This window comes from Glycocaulis sp. (genome assembly GCF_051859565.1).
Taxonomy (GTDB): Bacteria; Pseudomonadota; Alphaproteobacteria; order Caulobacterales; family Maricaulaceae; genus Glycocaulis.
In genome coordinates, this window is the sequence record NZ_JBHYFK010000004.1 from 129,045 (window position 1) to 145,513 (window position 16,469).

Annotated in this window: 18 protein-coding genes; 1 reads left to right on the forward strand and 17 read right to left on the reverse strand. The window is 62.8% G+C overall.

Features of this window, described 5'->3' with window-relative positions; all coding sequences use genetic code 11:
- Position 1: 1 nt before the first annotated feature.
- The 9 genes from ACTIGC_RS07230 to ACTIGC_RS07270 form a co-directional block, all read right to left on the reverse strand.
- Positions 2-361 (reverse strand): HesB/IscA family protein, encoded by a 360-nt coding sequence (locus tag ACTIGC_RS07230; protein WP_439633762.1) that lies wholly within the window; start codon positions 359-361, stop codon positions 2-4.
- Positions 362-372: 11 nt separating this feature from the next.
- On the reverse strand, positions 373-813 hold the full coding sequence (locus tag ACTIGC_RS07235; protein WP_439633942.1) for an SUF system Fe-S cluster assembly protein: 441 nt from the start codon (positions 811-813) through the stop codon (positions 373-375).
- 11 nt (positions 814-824) lie between these two features.
- On the reverse strand, positions 825-2,066 hold the full coding sequence (locus ACTIGC_RS07240) for a SufS family cysteine desulfurase (protein WP_439633763.1): 1,242 nt from the start codon (positions 2,064-2,066) through the stop codon (positions 825-827).
- The gene (locus tag ACTIGC_RS07245; protein ID WP_439633764.1) at positions 2,063-3,160 is read right to left on the reverse strand and encodes a SufB/SufD family protein; all 1,098 of its coding nucleotides are present in this window, start codon (positions 3,158-3,160) and stop codon (positions 2,063-2,065) included. The genes ACTIGC_RS07240 and ACTIGC_RS07245 overlap by 4 nt, the downstream gene beginning before the upstream one ends.
- Positions 3,160-3,924, reverse strand: coding sequence for a Fe-S cluster assembly ATPase SufC (gene sufC, locus ACTIGC_RS07250; RefSeq protein WP_439633765.1), 765 nt, complete (start codon positions 3,922-3,924; stop codon positions 3,160-3,162). Before sufC ends, ACTIGC_RS07245 begins: the two co-directional genes overlap by 1 nt.
- Complete coding sequence (locus ACTIGC_RS07255; protein ID WP_439633766.1) at positions 3,917-4,285, reverse strand: hypothetical protein; 369 nt, start codon at positions 4,283-4,285, stop codon at positions 3,917-3,919. Before ACTIGC_RS07255 ends, sufC begins: the two co-directional genes overlap by 8 nt.
- Positions 4,285-5,790, reverse strand: a complete 1,506-nt coding sequence (gene sufB / locus ACTIGC_RS07260) for a Fe-S cluster assembly protein SufB (protein ID WP_439633767.1) — start codon at positions 5,788-5,790, stop codon at positions 4,285-4,287. Before sufB ends, ACTIGC_RS07255 begins: the two co-directional genes overlap by 1 nt.
- A gap of 130 nt (positions 5,791-5,920) precedes the next feature.
- On the reverse strand, positions 5,921-7,060 hold the full coding sequence (locus tag ACTIGC_RS07265; protein ID WP_439633768.1) for a cysteine desulfurase family protein: 1,140 nt from the start codon (positions 7,058-7,060) through the stop codon (positions 5,921-5,923).
- Positions 7,061-7,068: 8 nt separating this feature from the next.
- A complete protein-coding gene (locus ACTIGC_RS07270; protein WP_439633769.1) occupies positions 7,069-7,539 on the reverse strand; it encodes an Rrf2 family transcriptional regulator in 471 nt (156 codons plus the stop codon).
- A 237-nt stretch (positions 7,540-7,776) separates the two neighbouring features.
- On the opposite strand from ACTIGC_RS07270, the gene ACTIGC_RS07275 reads away from it, so the two are divergent.
- On the forward strand, positions 7,777-8,451 hold the full coding sequence (locus ACTIGC_RS07275; protein WP_439633770.1) for an alpha/beta hydrolase: 675 nt from the start codon (positions 7,777-7,779) through the stop codon (positions 8,449-8,451).
- A 71-nt stretch (positions 8,452-8,522) separates the two neighbouring features.
- On the opposite strand, the gene lpdA is transcribed toward ACTIGC_RS07275, so the two are convergent.
- From lpdA to rpmF, 8 genes are all read right to left on the reverse strand, one after another.
- Entirely contained in the window at positions 8,523-9,935 is a 1,413-nt protein-coding gene (gene lpdA / locus ACTIGC_RS07280; RefSeq protein ID WP_439633771.1) for a dihydrolipoyl dehydrogenase, read from the reverse strand.
- A 36-nt stretch (positions 9,936-9,971) separates the two neighbouring features.
- On the reverse strand, positions 9,972-11,336 hold the full coding sequence (locus ACTIGC_RS07285; RefSeq protein ID WP_439633772.1) for a pyruvate dehydrogenase complex dihydrolipoamide acetyltransferase: 1,365 nt from the start codon (positions 11,334-11,336) through the stop codon (positions 9,972-9,974).
- A gap of 5 nt (positions 11,337-11,341) precedes the next feature.
- Complete coding sequence (locus ACTIGC_RS07290; protein ID WP_439633773.1) at positions 11,342-12,772, reverse strand: pyruvate dehydrogenase complex E1 component subunit beta; 1,431 nt, start codon at positions 12,770-12,772, stop codon at positions 11,342-11,344.
- On the reverse strand, positions 12,772-13,176 hold the full coding sequence (locus ACTIGC_RS07295; protein WP_439633774.1) for an MAPEG family protein: 405 nt from the start codon (positions 13,174-13,176) through the stop codon (positions 12,772-12,774). The genes ACTIGC_RS07290 and ACTIGC_RS07295 overlap by 1 nt, the downstream gene beginning before the upstream one ends.
- Before the next feature lie 3 nt (positions 13,177-13,179).
- On the reverse strand, positions 13,180-14,202 hold the full coding sequence (pdhA, locus tag ACTIGC_RS07300; protein ID WP_439633775.1) for a pyruvate dehydrogenase (acetyl-transferring) E1 component subunit alpha: 1,023 nt from the start codon (positions 14,200-14,202) through the stop codon (positions 13,180-13,182).
- Between the two features lie 132 nt (positions 14,203-14,334).
- Complete coding sequence (locus tag ACTIGC_RS07305; protein ID WP_127567086.1) at positions 14,335-14,649, reverse strand: FtsB family cell division protein; 315 nt, start codon at positions 14,647-14,649, stop codon at positions 14,335-14,337.
- Positions 14,650-14,757: 108 nt separating this feature from the next.
- Entirely contained in the window at positions 14,758-16,035 is a 1,278-nt protein-coding gene (gene eno, locus ACTIGC_RS07310) for a phosphopyruvate hydratase (protein WP_439633776.1), read from the reverse strand.
- A 167-nt stretch (positions 16,036-16,202) separates the two neighbouring features.
- Positions 16,203-16,385, reverse strand: a complete 183-nt coding sequence (gene rpmF / locus ACTIGC_RS07315; protein WP_036513502.1) for a 50S ribosomal protein L32 — start codon at positions 16,383-16,385, stop codon at positions 16,203-16,205.
- Between the last annotated feature and the right edge of the window lie 84 nt (positions 16,386-16,469).

The following is a 16,469-nucleotide window of genomic DNA, read 5'->3' on the forward strand; positions in this document are numbered from 1 at the left end:
CCTAAACGGCGCTAGCCACAGGAATAATGGTGACGCTTTCGCCACACCCGCACGCATCGGTCTGGTTGGGATTACGGAACACGAATTTGGCGTGTAGCGGGGTCACTTCATAGTCAATCTGGCTTCCGAGCAGGAAGAGGATCGCCTTGGAATCGATGACGATCTCCACGCCCTGATCTTCCACCCGCTCGTCCAGCGGTGCAGGCGCCTCGACATAGTCCATCGTGTATTCCATGCCCGCGCAGCCGCCATTCTTTACGCCTACGCGCAGGAAGCCCTTGCCCTCACGCGCCATCAGCGCGCGCACGCGCTCCGCAGCGGTTTCGGTGAGAGTGACGGGTTTGGGGCGTTCACGAACCATGTCATTGGCTCCTAGAGCATATTCAGTTGCAGGCGGGCTTCGTCGGTCATCCGGTCCGGCGTCCACGGCGGGTCGAAGGTGAGGCTCACTTCCGTGCGCTCCACCCCGTCGACCGTATTGCAGGCATCCTGCACCCAGCCGGGCATCTCGCCAGCCACCGGGCAGCCAGGCGCGGTCAGCGTCATCTCCACCTTCAGCGTACGATCGTCTTCCAGATCGACCTTGTAGATCAGGCCCAGCTCATAGATGTCGACCGGGATTTCCGGGTCATGCACCTGCTTGAGCGCGGCGACCACATCATCGGTGATACGCGCGATTTCCTCTGCCGGGATCGCCCCCTCACCGTCCGCAGGGGTTTCCGGCGCGATAGGGCGCGCAGGCGCAGCGCCCAGATCGATGATATCGCGCTGGCGGCTGGCGGCGGGGCTGGCAGTGCTGGACATATCGTTCATTCCCATAAGCCCTAAATGAGGAACTCGCGCGCGCGGCGCAAGGCGTCGAGGAAGGCATCGACCTCCTCAGGCGTGTTGTAGACGGCGAAGCTGGCGCGCACGCTGGCGGTAACGCCAAAGCGCTTCATCAGCGGATGGGCGCAGTGATGGCCCGCCCGTACGGCGACGCCATAGCGGTCCATGAGCTGGGCGATGTCGTGCGCATGAGCATTCTCCACCACAAACGAGACCATCGGCCCCTTGCCGGGCGCCTCGCCCAGAATGCGGATACCGTCCATGGCTTTAAGCCCCGCCGTGGCGGCCTCTGCCAGCGCGTGTTCGTGCGCCAGCGCCTCTGGCGTGACGTGTGCGTGCATCCAGTCCAGCGCTGCGCCAAGCGCGATTACATCGGCGATGGCAGGCGTGCCGGCCTCGAACTTGTGCGGCGGCGCGGCATAGACGACGCCCTCTTCACTGACCTCGGCGATCATCTCGCCGCCGCCCATGAAGGCCGGCAGACGATCCAGCCAGTCACCCTTCGCATAGAGCGCGCCGGTGGCGTTCGGCCCGTAAAGCTTATGGCCGGTGATAACGTAGAAATCACACCCGATAGCCGAAACATCGACCGGGCCATGCACAGCCGCCTGCGAGCCGTCAAACAGGATCGGCACGCCGTGGCGGTGCGCGATCTCTGTCAGCGCCTTCGCGTCATTCTTCGTGCCGAGCACGTTGGACATATGGCTGAGCGCCACCATCTTCGTGCGAGAGGTGAAGATAGCTTCATAAGCCACTGTATCCAGGGCGCCTTCATCCGTCACCGGAACCCAGCGTATGACCACACCCTTGCGCTCGCGCAGGAAGTGCCACGGCACGATATTGGAGTGGTGCTCCATCTGGCTGAGGATGATTTCATCACCCTCTTTCAGGCTGTGGCCGATGCCGGCGGCCACCAGATTGATCGCCTCGGTCGCGCCGCGCGTCAGCACGATGTCTTCGGTCCGCGCAGCGCCCAGAAACGCGGCGAGCTTGCCGCGCGTCGCCTCGAACGCTTCGGTCGTCTCGTTGGCGAGCGTGTGCAGGCCCCGGTGTACGTTGGCGTAGGAGCCGCGCCAGACATCGCCCAGCGCATCGATCACCGCTTGCGGCTTCTGCGCGGAGGCGGCGCTGTCCAGATAAACCAGCGGCTTGCCATGAACCTCGCGCGACAGGATCGGAAACTGCGCGCGGATGGCGGTCACATCAAACCCGGAATCGGTGCGGGCGAGCGCGCTCACGATACCGCCTCCAAAGCTGCGTCGAGCCTGGACAGCAGGGCATCGCGTACGGCCTCGTCCTCGATGGCGTCCAGCGGCTCAGCCAGGAAGCTGCGCGTCAGCACGGCGCGCGCACGCGGCTCGGAAAGCCCGCGCTGGCGCATGTAGAACAGAGCCTCCTCATCCACCGCGCCGAGCGCATTGCCGTGCGCACAGACCACATCGTCAGCGTAAATCTCCAGCTCCGGCTTGGCGTAAATCTCCGCGCCATCAGCCAGCAGCAGCCCGCGATGGTTCATCTGCGCGTCGGTCTTCTGGGCGGCCTGCTCGACATGGATCTTGCCCTGGAAGACGCCGCGCCCGCGCTTGGCCGCTGCGCCCTTGAACAGCTCGCGCGTCGCGCCATTCGGGCCGGTGTGGCGCACAATGCCGGTCTGGTCGAGATGGAGGCCCGAGGCCACCAGATACGAGCCGCCAAGCTGAAGCTCCGCGCCCTCGCCCGCATGGCTGACATGGGTTTCCAGCCGGGCGAGCTTCGCGCCGAAGCCGAGCGTCGTCTGGTACATTTTTGCGCGCGGCGACAGATCAATGCCGCTGGTGACTACCAGCACGCCGTCAGGAGAGGCGTCCTGCTCGACAATCCGGGTCAGCGCCGCGCCCTCGCCCAGCACGATACGCAGGGCGATATTGGCAAATCCGCCCGCCGCCACTTGGTAGCGCTCATGCAGCGTCGCGCTGACGCCTGCAGGCACGTTCACCGCCGCGATATGGTGGGCCGCGCCCTCGCCGCCCTCAAATTCCAGCGACAGGCTTTCGCCGTCGTTCAGCTCATAGACCGGGCAGCCATCTGTCAGACCCGCCGCGAGGCGGGGCATGAGCAGGTCCGGCTGAGGGTCCAGTCTCGCAATCTCGTCCGCCTTGCGTGAAGCGTTGACAAAGAGCGTGCCGGCCCCGGCAGGTGCCTTGGCGAGCGCGGCGCGCAGATCAGACCATTTCCACGCCTCCACCCGCCGGTGCGGCAGGCCGCCCGTTTCCAGCGCAGCGCGCAGCTCGCCCGTGGGCAGGCTGGCCGCCAGCGCCGCTTCAAACGCGGAAAGTTGCGCGATTACGCCCATCAGGCTGCCGCTCCGGTGAATTTCTCATAGCCTTCGGCTTCAAGCTCCAGCGCGAGCTCCGGCCCGCCCGTCTCCACGATGCGGCCATTCGCCATCACGTGAACGACGTCGGGTTTGAGGTATTCCAGCAGGCGCTGATAGTGGGTGATGACCAGCATGGAGCGCTCCGGAGAGCGCAGCGCATTCACGCCATCGGCCACCACGCGCAGCGCGTCGATATCGAGCCCGGAATCGGTCTCATCCAGGATGAGGAATTTGGGCTCCAGCATCAGCGCCTGGAAAATCTCCATGCGCTTTTTCTCGCCGCCCGAGAAACCGACATTCACGGGGCGCTTGAGCATTTCACTGGAAATACCTAGTTTTGCGGCATTTTCCCGCGCGAGCTTCATGAAGTCAGGGGCCGAAATCTCGCCCTCGCCGCGCGCTTTAAGCTGCGCGTTCGCGGCTTCTTTGAGGAAAGTCAGGGTCGGCACGCCGGGGATTTCCACCGGGTACTGGAAGGACAGGAAGAGCCCCTTGGCGGCGCGCTCTTCGGGCTCCAGCTCGCCAATCTCTTCGCCCAGGAAGCTGACCGAGCCGTCCGTCACCTCATAGCCCTCATGGCCCGCCAGCACGTAGGAGAGCGTGGACTTACCGCACCCGTTCGGCCCCATGATGGCGTGCACCTCGCCTGCAGGCACGGTCAGGTCGACGCCTTTCAGGATGGCCTTGGCCTCACCCTCTTCCGGGTTCACGCGGGCATGGAGGTTTTTGATCTCAAGCATTTGTTTCTCCATGTGCTTCTTGCTTACCCCTAGCCGCTGCTTCGCGCGCTTCCCATAATTCATCCATAGCTTTCCGGTAGCGCTCATGGTCCACGCCACCCTCAATGGCCTTCGACAATGCCGCCGCCTGGAGGAGCAATTCACTCGAAGCCGCCTTCAACAGCCTCTCATGCTCAAAGTCAGCTGCCAGCTCATCGTGCAATCGCCAGACAAAAGCGCTGACGCCGACCCGGACCGCAGCCTCTAGAAGGTAAGGATCGGCAGCTGATTTGACGATCAACCGCGCATACGCACTGGCTGCTTCATGGATGGGCTTTGCGGCCTTATCCATCTCGAAGCCAAGCTGTGGCGAATCTTCCATCACCCCACGCTCCCTTCCAGTGAGACTTTGAGGAGCGCCTGCGCCTCGACGGCAAATTCCATCGGCAATTCCTGCAAGACCTCGCGGCAAAAGCCGTTGACGAGCAGGGCGACCGCCGTTTCCTCGTCCAGTCCGCGTGAGCGGGCATAGAAGAGCTGGTCGTCGGAGAGCTTGGAGGTCGTCGCCTCGTGCTCCAGCGTGGCTTTGGGCGTTTTCGCCTCGATATAGGGCACGGTATGCGCGCCGCATTGATCCCCGATCAGGAGCGAGTCGCACTGGGTGAAATTGCGCGCGCCTTCTGCCTTGGCGTGCACCGAGACGAGGCCCCGATAGGTCTGGTCGGAGCGCCCGGCCGAAATGCCCTTGGCGATGATGCGCGATTTCGTATTGCGGCCCAGATGGATCATCTTGGTGCCGGTATCGGCCTGCTGGCGGCCATTGGTGACGGCGATGGAATAGAACTCGCCCTGGCTGTTATCGCCGCGCAGCACGCAGGACGGATATTTCCAGGTGATGGCCGAGCCGGTCTCGACTTGAGTCCAGCTGACCTTGGAATTGCGCCCCCGGCAGTCAGCCCGCTTGGTGACGAAGTTATAGACCCCGCCCTTGCCTTCGGCGTCGCCCGGCCACCAGTTCTGCACGGTGGAATATTTGATCTCGGCATCATCAAGCGCGACCAGCTCCACGACCGCCGCGTGCAGCTGGTTCTCATCGCGCATGGGCGCGGTGCAACCCTCCAGATAGGACACGTACGCGCCCTTGTCGGCGATGATCAGCGTGCGCTCGAACTGGCCGGTGCCTTGCGCGTTCATGCGGAAGTAAGTGGACAGCTCCATCGGGCAGCGCACGCCCGGCGGCACGTAGACGAACGAGCCATCGGAGAAGACCGCGCTGTTGAGCGTCGCGAAATAATTGTCGGTGACGGGCACCACGCTGCCGAGATACTGGCGCACCAGATCAGGGTGCTTCTGCAGGGCTTCGGAGATCGGCATGAAGATCACGCCGGCCTTCTCCAGTTCCTTCTTGAAGGTGGTGGCGACGGACACGGAATCGAACACCGCATCGACAGCGACTTTTGGCATTTCGCGTGCTTCAGCCGCCGTGCGGTCCTCCGCCCCCTCAACGCCGAGCAGGACTTCGGCCTCGCGAAGCGGGATGCCGAGCTTTTTATAGGTTTCAAGCAGCTCGGCAGGAACTTCATCCAGAGACTTGTAATTGGCTACGTTTTTCGGCGCGGCATAGTAATACGCATCCTGATAGTCGATTTTCGGGTGGTGGACGTTCGCCCATGTGGGCTCCTCCATCTGCAGCCAGCGGCGATAGGCATCCAGCCGCCAGTCGAGCATCCATTGCGGCTCGCCCTTCTTCTCCGAAATGAAGCGGACAATGTCCTCGCTCAACCCCTTGGGCGCGAACTCCTGCTCGATCTCGGTCGTGAAGCCATACTTGTACTTGTCGGCTTCCAGCCGGCGTACGTCTTCAATCGTTTCCTTCACCGCAGGCATGAACAGGCCCTTCCTTTAGTCAGCCTCAAGCGCCGGCGCGCCCATCCGGGCGCTTGGCTACCGCGCCACGAGGCGCGACGGCCGTTCGGCCTTGCCATTCTTGCGTGCGCAAGAATGGTTTAGTCAGTCTCTACACCGCCGCCGCGAGACGCGGCCGGATGCGCGCGTATTCGCGCATCCAGGCGTCCGCGAAGCGGTCCACATCGTCTTGCGTACTCGTCCAGCCAAGGCTGATACGGATGGCGCTGGCGGCTTCGTCTACACTCGCGCCCATCGCTTCCAGCACACGGCTTTTCCTCACCTTGCCGGAGGAGCAGGCAGAGCCTGCGCTGATGGCAAAGCCCGCCAGATCCATGGCGATAACCTGTATTTCGCTCAGCCACCCGTCAGCAGACAGGCAGAGCGTATTGGGCAGGCGTGTTGCCCCTGCCCCCCATATGCGCACGCCCTCAACCGATTCCAGCCTCAACTGCAGCGCGTCACGCAGGGCGGCCATGCGCGCAGCCTCATCCACCTCTACAGCGGCTAGGGCGGCGGCAAAGCCAGCAATCCCGGCGACATTCTCGGTGCCGGAGCGGCGGCCCGTCTCCTGACCTCCGCCATGCATCTGGCGCGTCAGCGGCGCATCACACGCCAGCAGCAGCGCGCCAACGCCTTGTGGCCCGCCTGCCTTGTGGGCGGAGAGCGCGGCGTAATGGGCCAGGCTGCCGGCAAAGTCAAAAGCGAGCTTGCCTGCCATCTGCACGGCATCGACGTGGAACAGGCCCTCCGCCTCGCGCACCAGCCGTCCGGCAGCTTCTACAGGCTGAACAACGCCGGTCTCGTTATTGGCCGCCATCAGCGCCACGAAGGGCACGCCGTCCGCGTCCCGGTCCCAGCCGGAGAGACGCGCCTCCAGCCAGCCCAGATCAGCGACGCCTTCCGGTGTGACGGGCAGGATTTCGACCTGAAGACCGCTGGCGGACGCCGCATCGCGCACCGCATCATGCTCGATGGCGGAAATGATGAGGCGTTTCACGCCCGCCGCCTTGGCGGAGGCGATGACGAGATTATTCGCCTCGGTACCGCCGGAGGTGAACACAACGTCCTCCGCGCGTGTTACGAAATGGCGGGCGAGCGAGGCCCGCGCCGTCTCTACGATGGCCCTCGCAGCCCGCCCGGGGCCATGGACCGAGGACGGATTGCCGCCTGCATCATAAGCACGCGCCATCGCTTCGCGCGCTTGCGCGCGCAACGGGCTGGTTGCGTTATGATCCAGATAGACGCTCATAATTCCTGCTATTCTGCCGCTGCGGCTCTCAGGGCGGCGGCCATGCCGCGCGGACCGCTGGCAGACCCTGCCACCCGGCGGCTGACCACATCCTCAAGACTGACCGAGCTGAGATAGAGATGGATATGGCGCGACAGCTCATCCCACAGATCATGGGTGATGCAGCGCTGGCCGCTTTCCATGCAGCCTTTCATCTGGTGCTGGCAGCGCGTGATGTCGACCGGCTCGTCAACCGCCAGGATGATGTCGGAGATACGGATGTCCGCCGCAGTCCGCGCCAGCCGGTAGCCGCCGCCAGGGCCACGCACCGCCTTGACGATACCCGCCCGGCGCATGCGCGCGAACAGCTGCTCCAGATAGGATAGAGAGATTTCCTGCCGCGAGGCGATTTCAGCCAGAGGGACCGGGCTGCCATTCACATGGCTGGCAAGATCAGCCATGGCCATCACCGCATAGCGGCCTTTGGTACTCAGCTTCATGACTGCCTCTCCCAAACTGCCCGGCACGGTAAATTGTTTACCGCACTCGCATTTGCCCGGCGCTATATGCTAAGAGCGCGCACGCCGTGCTGGCATACATTCGTCCCTCCGGAAGTAGGTATCCCAGTCACAGAGTCAAGAATTATTGTCTGGCTCCTTGCAGCTTGCGCCAATTAGCCGCGCGCATATCTGACAAGGCCGCTGGATAAATCAGTTTCAGGGAAGACCAGATCACTCATGCCTGACGTCATTATTCCCGGCCCGGCCGGCCGCATCGAAGGCAAATACAGCCCCGGCAAAGCCGAAAACGCGCCCGTCGCGCTGATCCTGCATGCCCACCCGCGCGGTGGCGGACACATGGACACGCCCGTCTCGCTGATGATGTATGAAGTGTTCAAGCAGCGCGGATTTGCCGTGCTGCGCTTCAACTTCCGCGGCGTGGGCCGCAGCCAGGGTGTTTACGAACAGGGTCTGGGCGAACTGTCGGACGGCGCAACGGCGCTGGACTGGATGCAGGCCCACAACGCCAACGCGCCCTATTGCTGGGTGGCGGGCCACTCCTTCGGTGCGTGGATCGGCATGCAGCTTCTGATGCGCCGTCCGGAGATTGCCGGCTTCATCTCGGTCTCCCCGCCCACCAATATGTATGACTTCACCTTCCTGGCGCCCTGCCCGGCTTCCGGCCTCGTCGCGCACGGCGATGCGGACGTGATCGTGCCGCATGACGACATGGAAAAGGTGATGAGCAAGGTTCGCGCCCAGAAGGGTATCGACATCAAGCGCCAGATCATCCCCGGCGCAGGCCATCTGTTCTCCAACCATGTGGAGCCGCTGCAGACCGCGATTGATGACTATCTCGATCTGCGTCTGGTTGAGCTTGACAACCCCAAGCCCAAGATCACCAAGCGCTAGGCTCAACGGGTGAAATGCGAGCCTGCGGTATTCACGCGGGCCCGTCCACCCGGCCGCCAGCGCAGACACTGCTAGTAGTGCAGCGCGCGGCCATACGCATCCAGCACGCTCTCATGCATCATTTCAGAGAGCGTGGGGTGCGCGAAGACGGTGTGCATCAGCTCGGCCTCGGTGGTTTCGAGCTGGCGGGCGACGACATAGCCCTGAATGAGCTCAGTCACTTCCGCGCCGATCATGTGCGCGCCCAGAAGCTCGCCGGTCTTCTTGTCGAACACCGTCTTGATGAGGCCCTGATCTTCGCCGAGCGCAATCGCCTTGCCATTGCCCACGAAGGGGAAGCGGCCGACGCGCACCTCATGCCCGGCTGCCTTGGCCTTCGCTTCAGTGAGGCCCACCGAGGCGATCTGCGGATGGCAATAGGTGCAGCCCGGAATGTTGGACTTGTCCATCGGGTGGACATCCTGGCCTGCGATCTTCTCCACGCAGATCACGCCCTCATGGCTCGCCTTGTGGGCCAGCCAGGGCGCTCCGGTTACATCGCCGATAGCATAGAGCCCGGAGACGCCGGTCGCGCCATAGCCATCGGTGACGACATGGCCGCGCTCGATCTTCGCGCCCAACGCTTCAAGGCCGAGATTTTCGACATTGCCGGTAATGCCGATGGCGAGAATCACCTTCTCGACCTCGATCACTTCCGACTTGCCATCGACCTTTATGGTCGCCTTCGCGCCGGACTTGCCGGTCTCAAGTTTTTCCACCTGCGCCTTGGTGATGATCTTGAGGCCCTGCTTCTCGAAGCTCTTCTTCGCCAGCTGGCTGATCTCTTCGTCCTCGGCGGGCAGGATGCGGTCCACCATCTCCACCACGGTCACCTTGGAGCCGAGCGTGGAATAGAAGCTGGCAAACTCCATCCCGATGGCGCCGGAGCCGATGACGAGGATGGATGCGGGCAGCGCGTCCGGGACCATGGCTTCCTTGTAGGTCCAGATGGTCTTGCCGTCCGGCTCCAGGCCTGCAGCAGGAATGGTGCGCGCGCGGGCGCCTGTGGCGAGGATGACGTGCTTGGCTTCGTAGGGGGAGGATTTGCCGTCCTTGCCCTTCACGACGACTTTGGGGGCCTTGGAGCCCTTTTCCAGCTTCGCCTCGCCCTCGATCACCGTGACCTTGTTCTTCTTCAGGAGGTGGCCCACCCCGCCCGACAGCCGCCCGGCGACTTTGCGCGAGCGCTTGACGATGGCCTCGATATCAAAGCGCACATTGTCCGCCTTCAGGCCGAACTCCTCGGCGCGCTGGAAGAGATGGTAGATGTCGGAGGTGCGCAGAAGCGCCTTGGTGGGGATGCAGCCCCAGTTCAGGCAGATACCGCCCAGATGCTCGCGCTCGACAACGGCCGTTTTCATGCCCAGTTGCGCCGCGCGTATCGCCGCGACATAGCCGCCCGGCCCGCCGCCAATGACGATGAGATCAAAGTTTTCAGATGCCATGAGCGGCACTCCTGACTGGAATTGGCGGCATGCCGCCTAGAGCAACATCGTCACCGGATCTTCAACCAGCGGCTTGAGGGCGGCGAGGAATTTCGCGCCCGCCGCGCCATCGACCACGCGGTGATCGCAGGTCAGCGTAATCGTCATCACCGTCGCGATGGCGAGCGCATCATTCTTCACGACAGGGCGCTTCTCCCCTGCCCCCACGGACAGGATCATGCCCTGAGGCTCGTTGATGATGGAGGCGAACGACTTGATGCCCATCATGCCGAGATTGGAGATGGAGAAGGTGCCGCCCTGGAACTCTTCAGGCTTCAGCTTGCGCTCGCGGGCTCGGGCGGCAAGGTCTTTCATCTCCTCGGAGATTTTGGCCAGCCCCTTGGTCTCCGCCTTCTTGATCACCGGCGTGATGAGCCCGCCATCAATCGCCACGGCCACCGCCACATCGGCGTGCTTGTGCATGACCAGCCCCTCATCGGTATAGCTGGCATTGCTTTCGGGCACGCGGATGAGCGCCAGCGCGCAGGCGCGGATCAGCATGTCATTGACCGACACCTTCACACCTTCAGGTGCCTTGGCGTTCAGCTCGGAACGCAGCTTCAGCAGCGCATCCAGCTCGAGGTCAATGCTAAGCGGAAAGTGCGGCACATCGCGGAAGCTCGCCGTCATGCGGCGCGCAATCGTCTTGCGCATGCCGTCAAGCGGGACGACTTCGTAACTGCCCTCTTCCAGATTGAGGCTCGCGACGCTGATCTTGCCGGGCTCGGTCTTTGCGGGCGGAGCTTTGGTCTCGGACGCGGCGTCTGTCTTCGGCGCTTTGGAAACGCCTTGCGATAGCGCCGCCTCGACATCGCGCTTCACGATGCGGCCATTGGGGCCAGAGCCCTCCAGATCGCTCAAATCCAGCCCTTCCAGCTGCGCCATGCGCTTTGCCAACGGCGAGGCCTTGAGACGGGAGTCTTTGCCCTTCTGGGGTGAACTCCCGGACGCGCTTTTGGCGCGATCCAGGACCTCGTTCTTGTCCTGCTCCCGGCCCCGGCTCTCGCTGCGCTCGGCCGGGGTTTCAGACGATTTGGGTTCCTTGCCCTTGCCCTCATCCTTGGGCGCAGGTTTTTGCGAAGCGGAAGACTGCGCACTTTCAAGCGCACTTTCATCCTCGCCCTCTTCCAGCAGCACGGCGATGACGGCATTGACCTTCACGCCTTCACTGCCGCCTTCCACGAGGATCTTGCCGACCCGGCCTTCATCGACGGCCTCGACCTCCATGGTCGCCTTGTCGGTCTCGATCTCGGCGATAACATCGCCGGATTTCACCTCATCGCCCTCTTTGACGAGCCAGCGCGAGAGCGTGCCTTCCTCCATGGTCGGCGAGAGTGCGGGCATCAGGACTTCAATGGCCATGGCACTTACTCCGCGTAACAGACGGCTTTGACCGCCTTGATGATGTCATCGACACCCGGCAGTGCGAGCTTTTCAAGGTTCGCGGCATAGGGCAGCGGCACATCCTTCTGATGCACGCGCGCGGGCGGCGCATCGAGATAGTCAAACGCCTCAGCCGTCACGACGGCGGCGATTTCCGCGCCGACGCCCATGCGGCCCCAGCCCTCTTCGGCGCAGACGATCCGGTTGGTCTTCTTCACACTTTCCACAACCGTATCGGTGTCCAGCGGACGCAGGGTACGCAGATCGATAACCTCGCACTCAATGCCTTCTTCAGCCAGCTTCTCCGCTGCCTGCAGGGCAAAGCCGACCATGCGCGAATGCGCCGTAATGGTGCAGTCTGTGCCCTCGCGGCGGATTTTCGCCTTGCCGATGGGCAGCACCCAGTCGTCCACATCCGGCACATCGAAGCTCTCGCCATAGATGAGCTCGTGTTCAAGGAACACGACCGGGTTCGGATCACGGATCGCGGCTTTCAGGAGCCCCTTGGCGTCCGCCGCGTCATAGGGCGCGACGACTTTCAGGCCCGGCACATTGGCATACCAGGCCGAATAGTCCTGGCTGTGCTGTGCGCCAACGCGGCTCGCTGCGCTGTTCGGCCCGCGGAACACGATGGGACAGCCCATCTGCCCGCCGGACATATAAAGCGTTTTCGCGGCCGAGTTGATGATGTGGTCGATCGCCTGCATGGCGAAGTTGAAGGTCATGAACTCCACGACCGGTTTCAGGCCCGCAAACGCCGCGCCGACGCCAACACCGGCAAAGCCGTGCTCGGTGATCGGGGTATCCACGACGCGCTTGGCTCCGAACTCTTCCAGCAGGCCGCGCGTGACCTTGTAGGCGCCCTGATACTCGGCGACCTCCTCGCCCATGACGAAGACGCGCTCATCGCGGCGCATTTCCTCGGCCATCGCATCACGCAGCGCGTCGCGCACCGTGGTCGAGACCATCTTGGTGCCTTCGGGGATTTCCGGGTCCTTGAGGGAGGAAGATTTCGCCTTCTTCTCGCCACCCTCGTCCCTGGCTGAATTCCCGGACGCGCCCCTGGCGCGATCCGGGACCTCGTCATTATCCTGCTCCTGGCCCCGGCTCTCGCTGCGCTCGGCCGGGGTTTCAGACGATTTGGAGGCAGACTTTACCGCCTCATCGCTCTCGCCTTCCTCTTTCAGGATCGCGATGGGCGCATTGACCTTCACGCCTTCACTACCGGCCTCGACAAGCAGCTTGGCGACAATGCCTTCCTCGACGGCTTCCACCTCCATGGTCGCCTTGTCGGTCTCAATCTCGGCGATGACATCGCCGGATTTGACCTCATCGCCTTCCTTGACGAGCCAGCGGGCGAGCGTGCCTTCCTCCATCGTGGGAGAGAGAGCGGGCATGAGAACTTCAATGGGCATCAGGCGGCTCCGGAGAACGGAAGGACTTGGAACAGAATGATTGCGGTGCCAGCGACCGCGAGGAACCACGCCAGTGTGCGCAGCACCGGAACTCCAAACCAGTAAAGCGGTGCATAAATCGTCCGGCCCGCCACAAACAGCCACCCGCCTAGAGCGGTCAGGTCGTTGGCCGAGCCGGTCGAAATCGCCACCAAGGCGAGCGGCGCGTGCAAGAGCATCGCCTCAACCATGTTCTGGTTGGCCCTTTTGGCGCGTGAGGTCAGGAGGCTTGAATCGGTCAATCCGTCACGAGCGCCAAGCTGATCCTTCGGCGAGTGCTCCAGATTTGAAAAAATTACCTGAACAACGATCATCGCCGCATAGATCAGGACGGCAATCACCAGCAGGCTGGCGTCAATGGTCATCGATCAAGCCTCCACCAGCACGTCGGTGTAGAGCTCGGAAGGATCCGGCTCAGGGCTCGACTGGGAGAAGTCGGCCGATTCCTGGACGATCTTCTTGATCTCTTTTTCCATCTCTTTCAGCTGGTCCTCGGTAGCAAACTTGCCTTCGAGAATGCGCTTTTTCGCCAGATCGATCGGGTCCTTGTGCTCGCGATACTCGTTCACCTCGTCGCGGGTGCGGTACTTGGCCGGGTCGGACATGGAGTGGCCGCGATAGCGGTAGGTCTTCATCTCCAGAATGTACGGCCCCTTGCCGGAGCGGGCGTGCTCCACGGCCTTTTTTGCGGCTTCATAGACGGCATTCACATCCATCCCGTCGACTTCCTCGCCGGGAATGTTGAACGACACGCCGCGCTTGTAGAGATGAGTTTCGGATGAGGAGCGCTTCACGCTCGTGCCCATGGCGTACTGGTTGTTCTCGATGATGTAGATCACCGGAAGGTTCCAGATCTTGGCCATGTTGAAGCTCTCATAGACCTGGCCCTGATTGGCGGCACCGTCGCCGAAATAGGTGGCGCACACCTTGCCGTCGCCGCGATAGGCATTGGCGAAGGCAAGGCCGGTGCCGAGCGAGACCTGCGCGCCGACAATGCCGTGCCCGCCAAAGAACTGCTTCTCGCGGCTGAACATGTGCATGGAGCCGCCCTTGCCGCGCGAATAGCCCCCTTCCCGGCCCGTCAGCTCTGCCATCACGCCATTGGCCGTCATGCCAGCGGCCAGCATATGCCCGTGATCGCGATAGCCGGTGATCACCTGATCGCCCTCTCGCAGCGCGCTCTGCACGCCAACCACAACCGCTTCCTGACCAATATAGAGATGGCAGAAGCCGGCAATCAGCCCCATGCCGTAAAGCTGGCCGGCCTTCTCCTCGAAGCGGCGGATCAGCAGCATGTCGCGATACCACGCGATATACTCATCTGCGCCGGGCCCTGCGGGCTTCTTAGCGCGGGACGGAGATTTGGAGGAGGCAGATTGGCGAGCGGCCATACTTCACACGCGAAATAATATCGCGCTCCCTTGTCAAGAACTCATGCGGGAGTATCAGACGGACGCCTGCCGGGTAAAGCCTGAAACGGAAGTTTTGCGCATGCGAAGAAGCGTGCCGCAGCGCAGCAATGCTCAGTATGCGATGGGTTGCGGCTCGAGGCGCACAATGATCTCGTGGGGGTGCGCGAAGTTCAGCACTACCCGCGCCCGCTCTTCCACATAATCAAGATCAAGCTCGCCAGAGTTCGGCGACAGCCGGGCGGCGCGGTCTTCGAGCCGGATGCGCTCCGCGCGCACCTCTGCCAGCTCGGCCTCAGCCTGAGCAATGCGTGCAGCCACTGTTGCCTGCTGCACAAAGCCGCGCTCTGAGAAGAAGGCGTGATGGGCCACATAGCCCAGCACGCCAACCATCAAGCCTATCAGGATGAAGCGCTTCAGCGCGTTCATTCCCGCCTCCATCCACCGCCCGCCTTTTGCGGATCTGACAGATGGAAAGCTATCGCGACAACGTAAAGGAAACGTTAGGCGAATCGTTAACCGAAGCGATTCGCCTGCCTATTCCGCAGCAATGGCGCTGCGCCCCGCATAGACCGCCATATCGCCCAGCTCCGCCTCGATGCGCAGAAGCTGGTTGTATTTCGCCGTCCGGTCTGCGCGCGCCAGCGAGCCGGTTTTGATCTGCCCGCAATTGGTGGCTACGGCGAGATCGGCAATCGTGTTGTCTTCGGTTTCACCCGAACGATGGCTCATCACCGCGCCATAGCCGGCACGCAGGGCCATCTCGACGGCATCCAGCGTTTCAGAGAGCGTGCCGATCTGGTTGACCTTCACCAGAATAGCGTTGGCCGCGCCCTCCTGGATGCCACGGTGGAGACGCTGCGGATTAGTGACGAACAGATCATCGCCGACAAGCTGGCAATCGCCTTCCAGCGCGGCGGTGAGCAGGTTCCAGCCTTCCCAGTCATCCTCGGCCATGCCGTCCTCGATGGAGATGATGGGATAGGAGGCGACCAGACCCTGCAGATAGGCCGTGAAGCCGACGCTGTCATAGGTCTTGCCAGCGCCTTCGAGCACATATTTGCCATCACGGAAGAACTCGGTGGAGGCGATATCCAGCGCCAGCACCACATTCTCGCCCGGCTTGTACCCTGCGTTCTCTACAGCGGCCATGATGGCATCAAGCGCCTCTTCGGGACTGCGCAGATCAGGGGCAAAGCCACCCTCATCGCCGACATTGGTATTGTGGCCATCGGCTTTGAGACGCGCGCGCAGGGCGTGGAAAATCTCGGCCCCGCACTGCAGCGCGTCGGAAAAACGATCAAAGCCAGTCGGCATGATCATGAATTCCTGAAAATCGATGGGATTGTCCGCGTGTGCGCCGCCATTGATAATGTTCATCATCGGGGTCGGCAGGACGCGCGCATTCACCCCGCCCAGATAGCGGTAAAGCGGCATATTCGCTGACAGGGCCGATGCCTTGGCAGCTGCCAGCGAGACGCCCAGTATAGCGTTCGCGCCAAGGCGCACCTTGTTGGGTGTGCCATCCAGCGCAACCAGGGTCTGGTCGATGCGGCGCTGCTCCTCGGCATCAAAGCCGGCCAGCGCATCAAAAATCTCGCCCTCGACCGCCTCGATCGCCTTGCGCACGCCTTTGCCGCGATAGCGGTCCCCGCCATCGCGCAACTCGACCGCCTCGTGTGCGCCTGTGGAGGCCCCGCTGGGCACCGCTGCGCGGCCGATGGAGCCATCTTCCAATTCGACATCCACCTCAATCGTGGGGTTGCCCCGGCTGTCGAGAATCTCGCGCGCGATGATGTCGGTAATGGCGGTCATAAATGTCTGTCCTTGGCATTGAAGGCGCGGCAGCTGAATCCGCGCGAATGAGGGTTTCTGGCGCGCTTGATAGCCGAGGGCCGGTCAAGACAAAAGCCCCGCGCGGGGTTATCGCGCAGGGCTTTTGATAAGCTGTCAGACGGGCCCGCGCCGCAGCGCGAGAGGGCCTAGTCTTCTTTCGGCGTCAGGATCTGCTTGCCGCGATACATACCGGTCTTCAGATCGACATGGTGCGGACGGCGCAGCTCGCCGGTGTCCTTGTCCTCGACATAGGCCGTGGTGCCGATCGCGTCGTGGCCGCGGCGCATGCCACGCTTGGACGGGGAGGTTTTGCGCTTAGGGACCGCCATGGGTCTCTCCTGAACTGGTCGTTTTCAAAAATCGGTATGGCTCCGCGCGGGACACGCGAAGCAGTGAGCGGCGGGCTATACCTG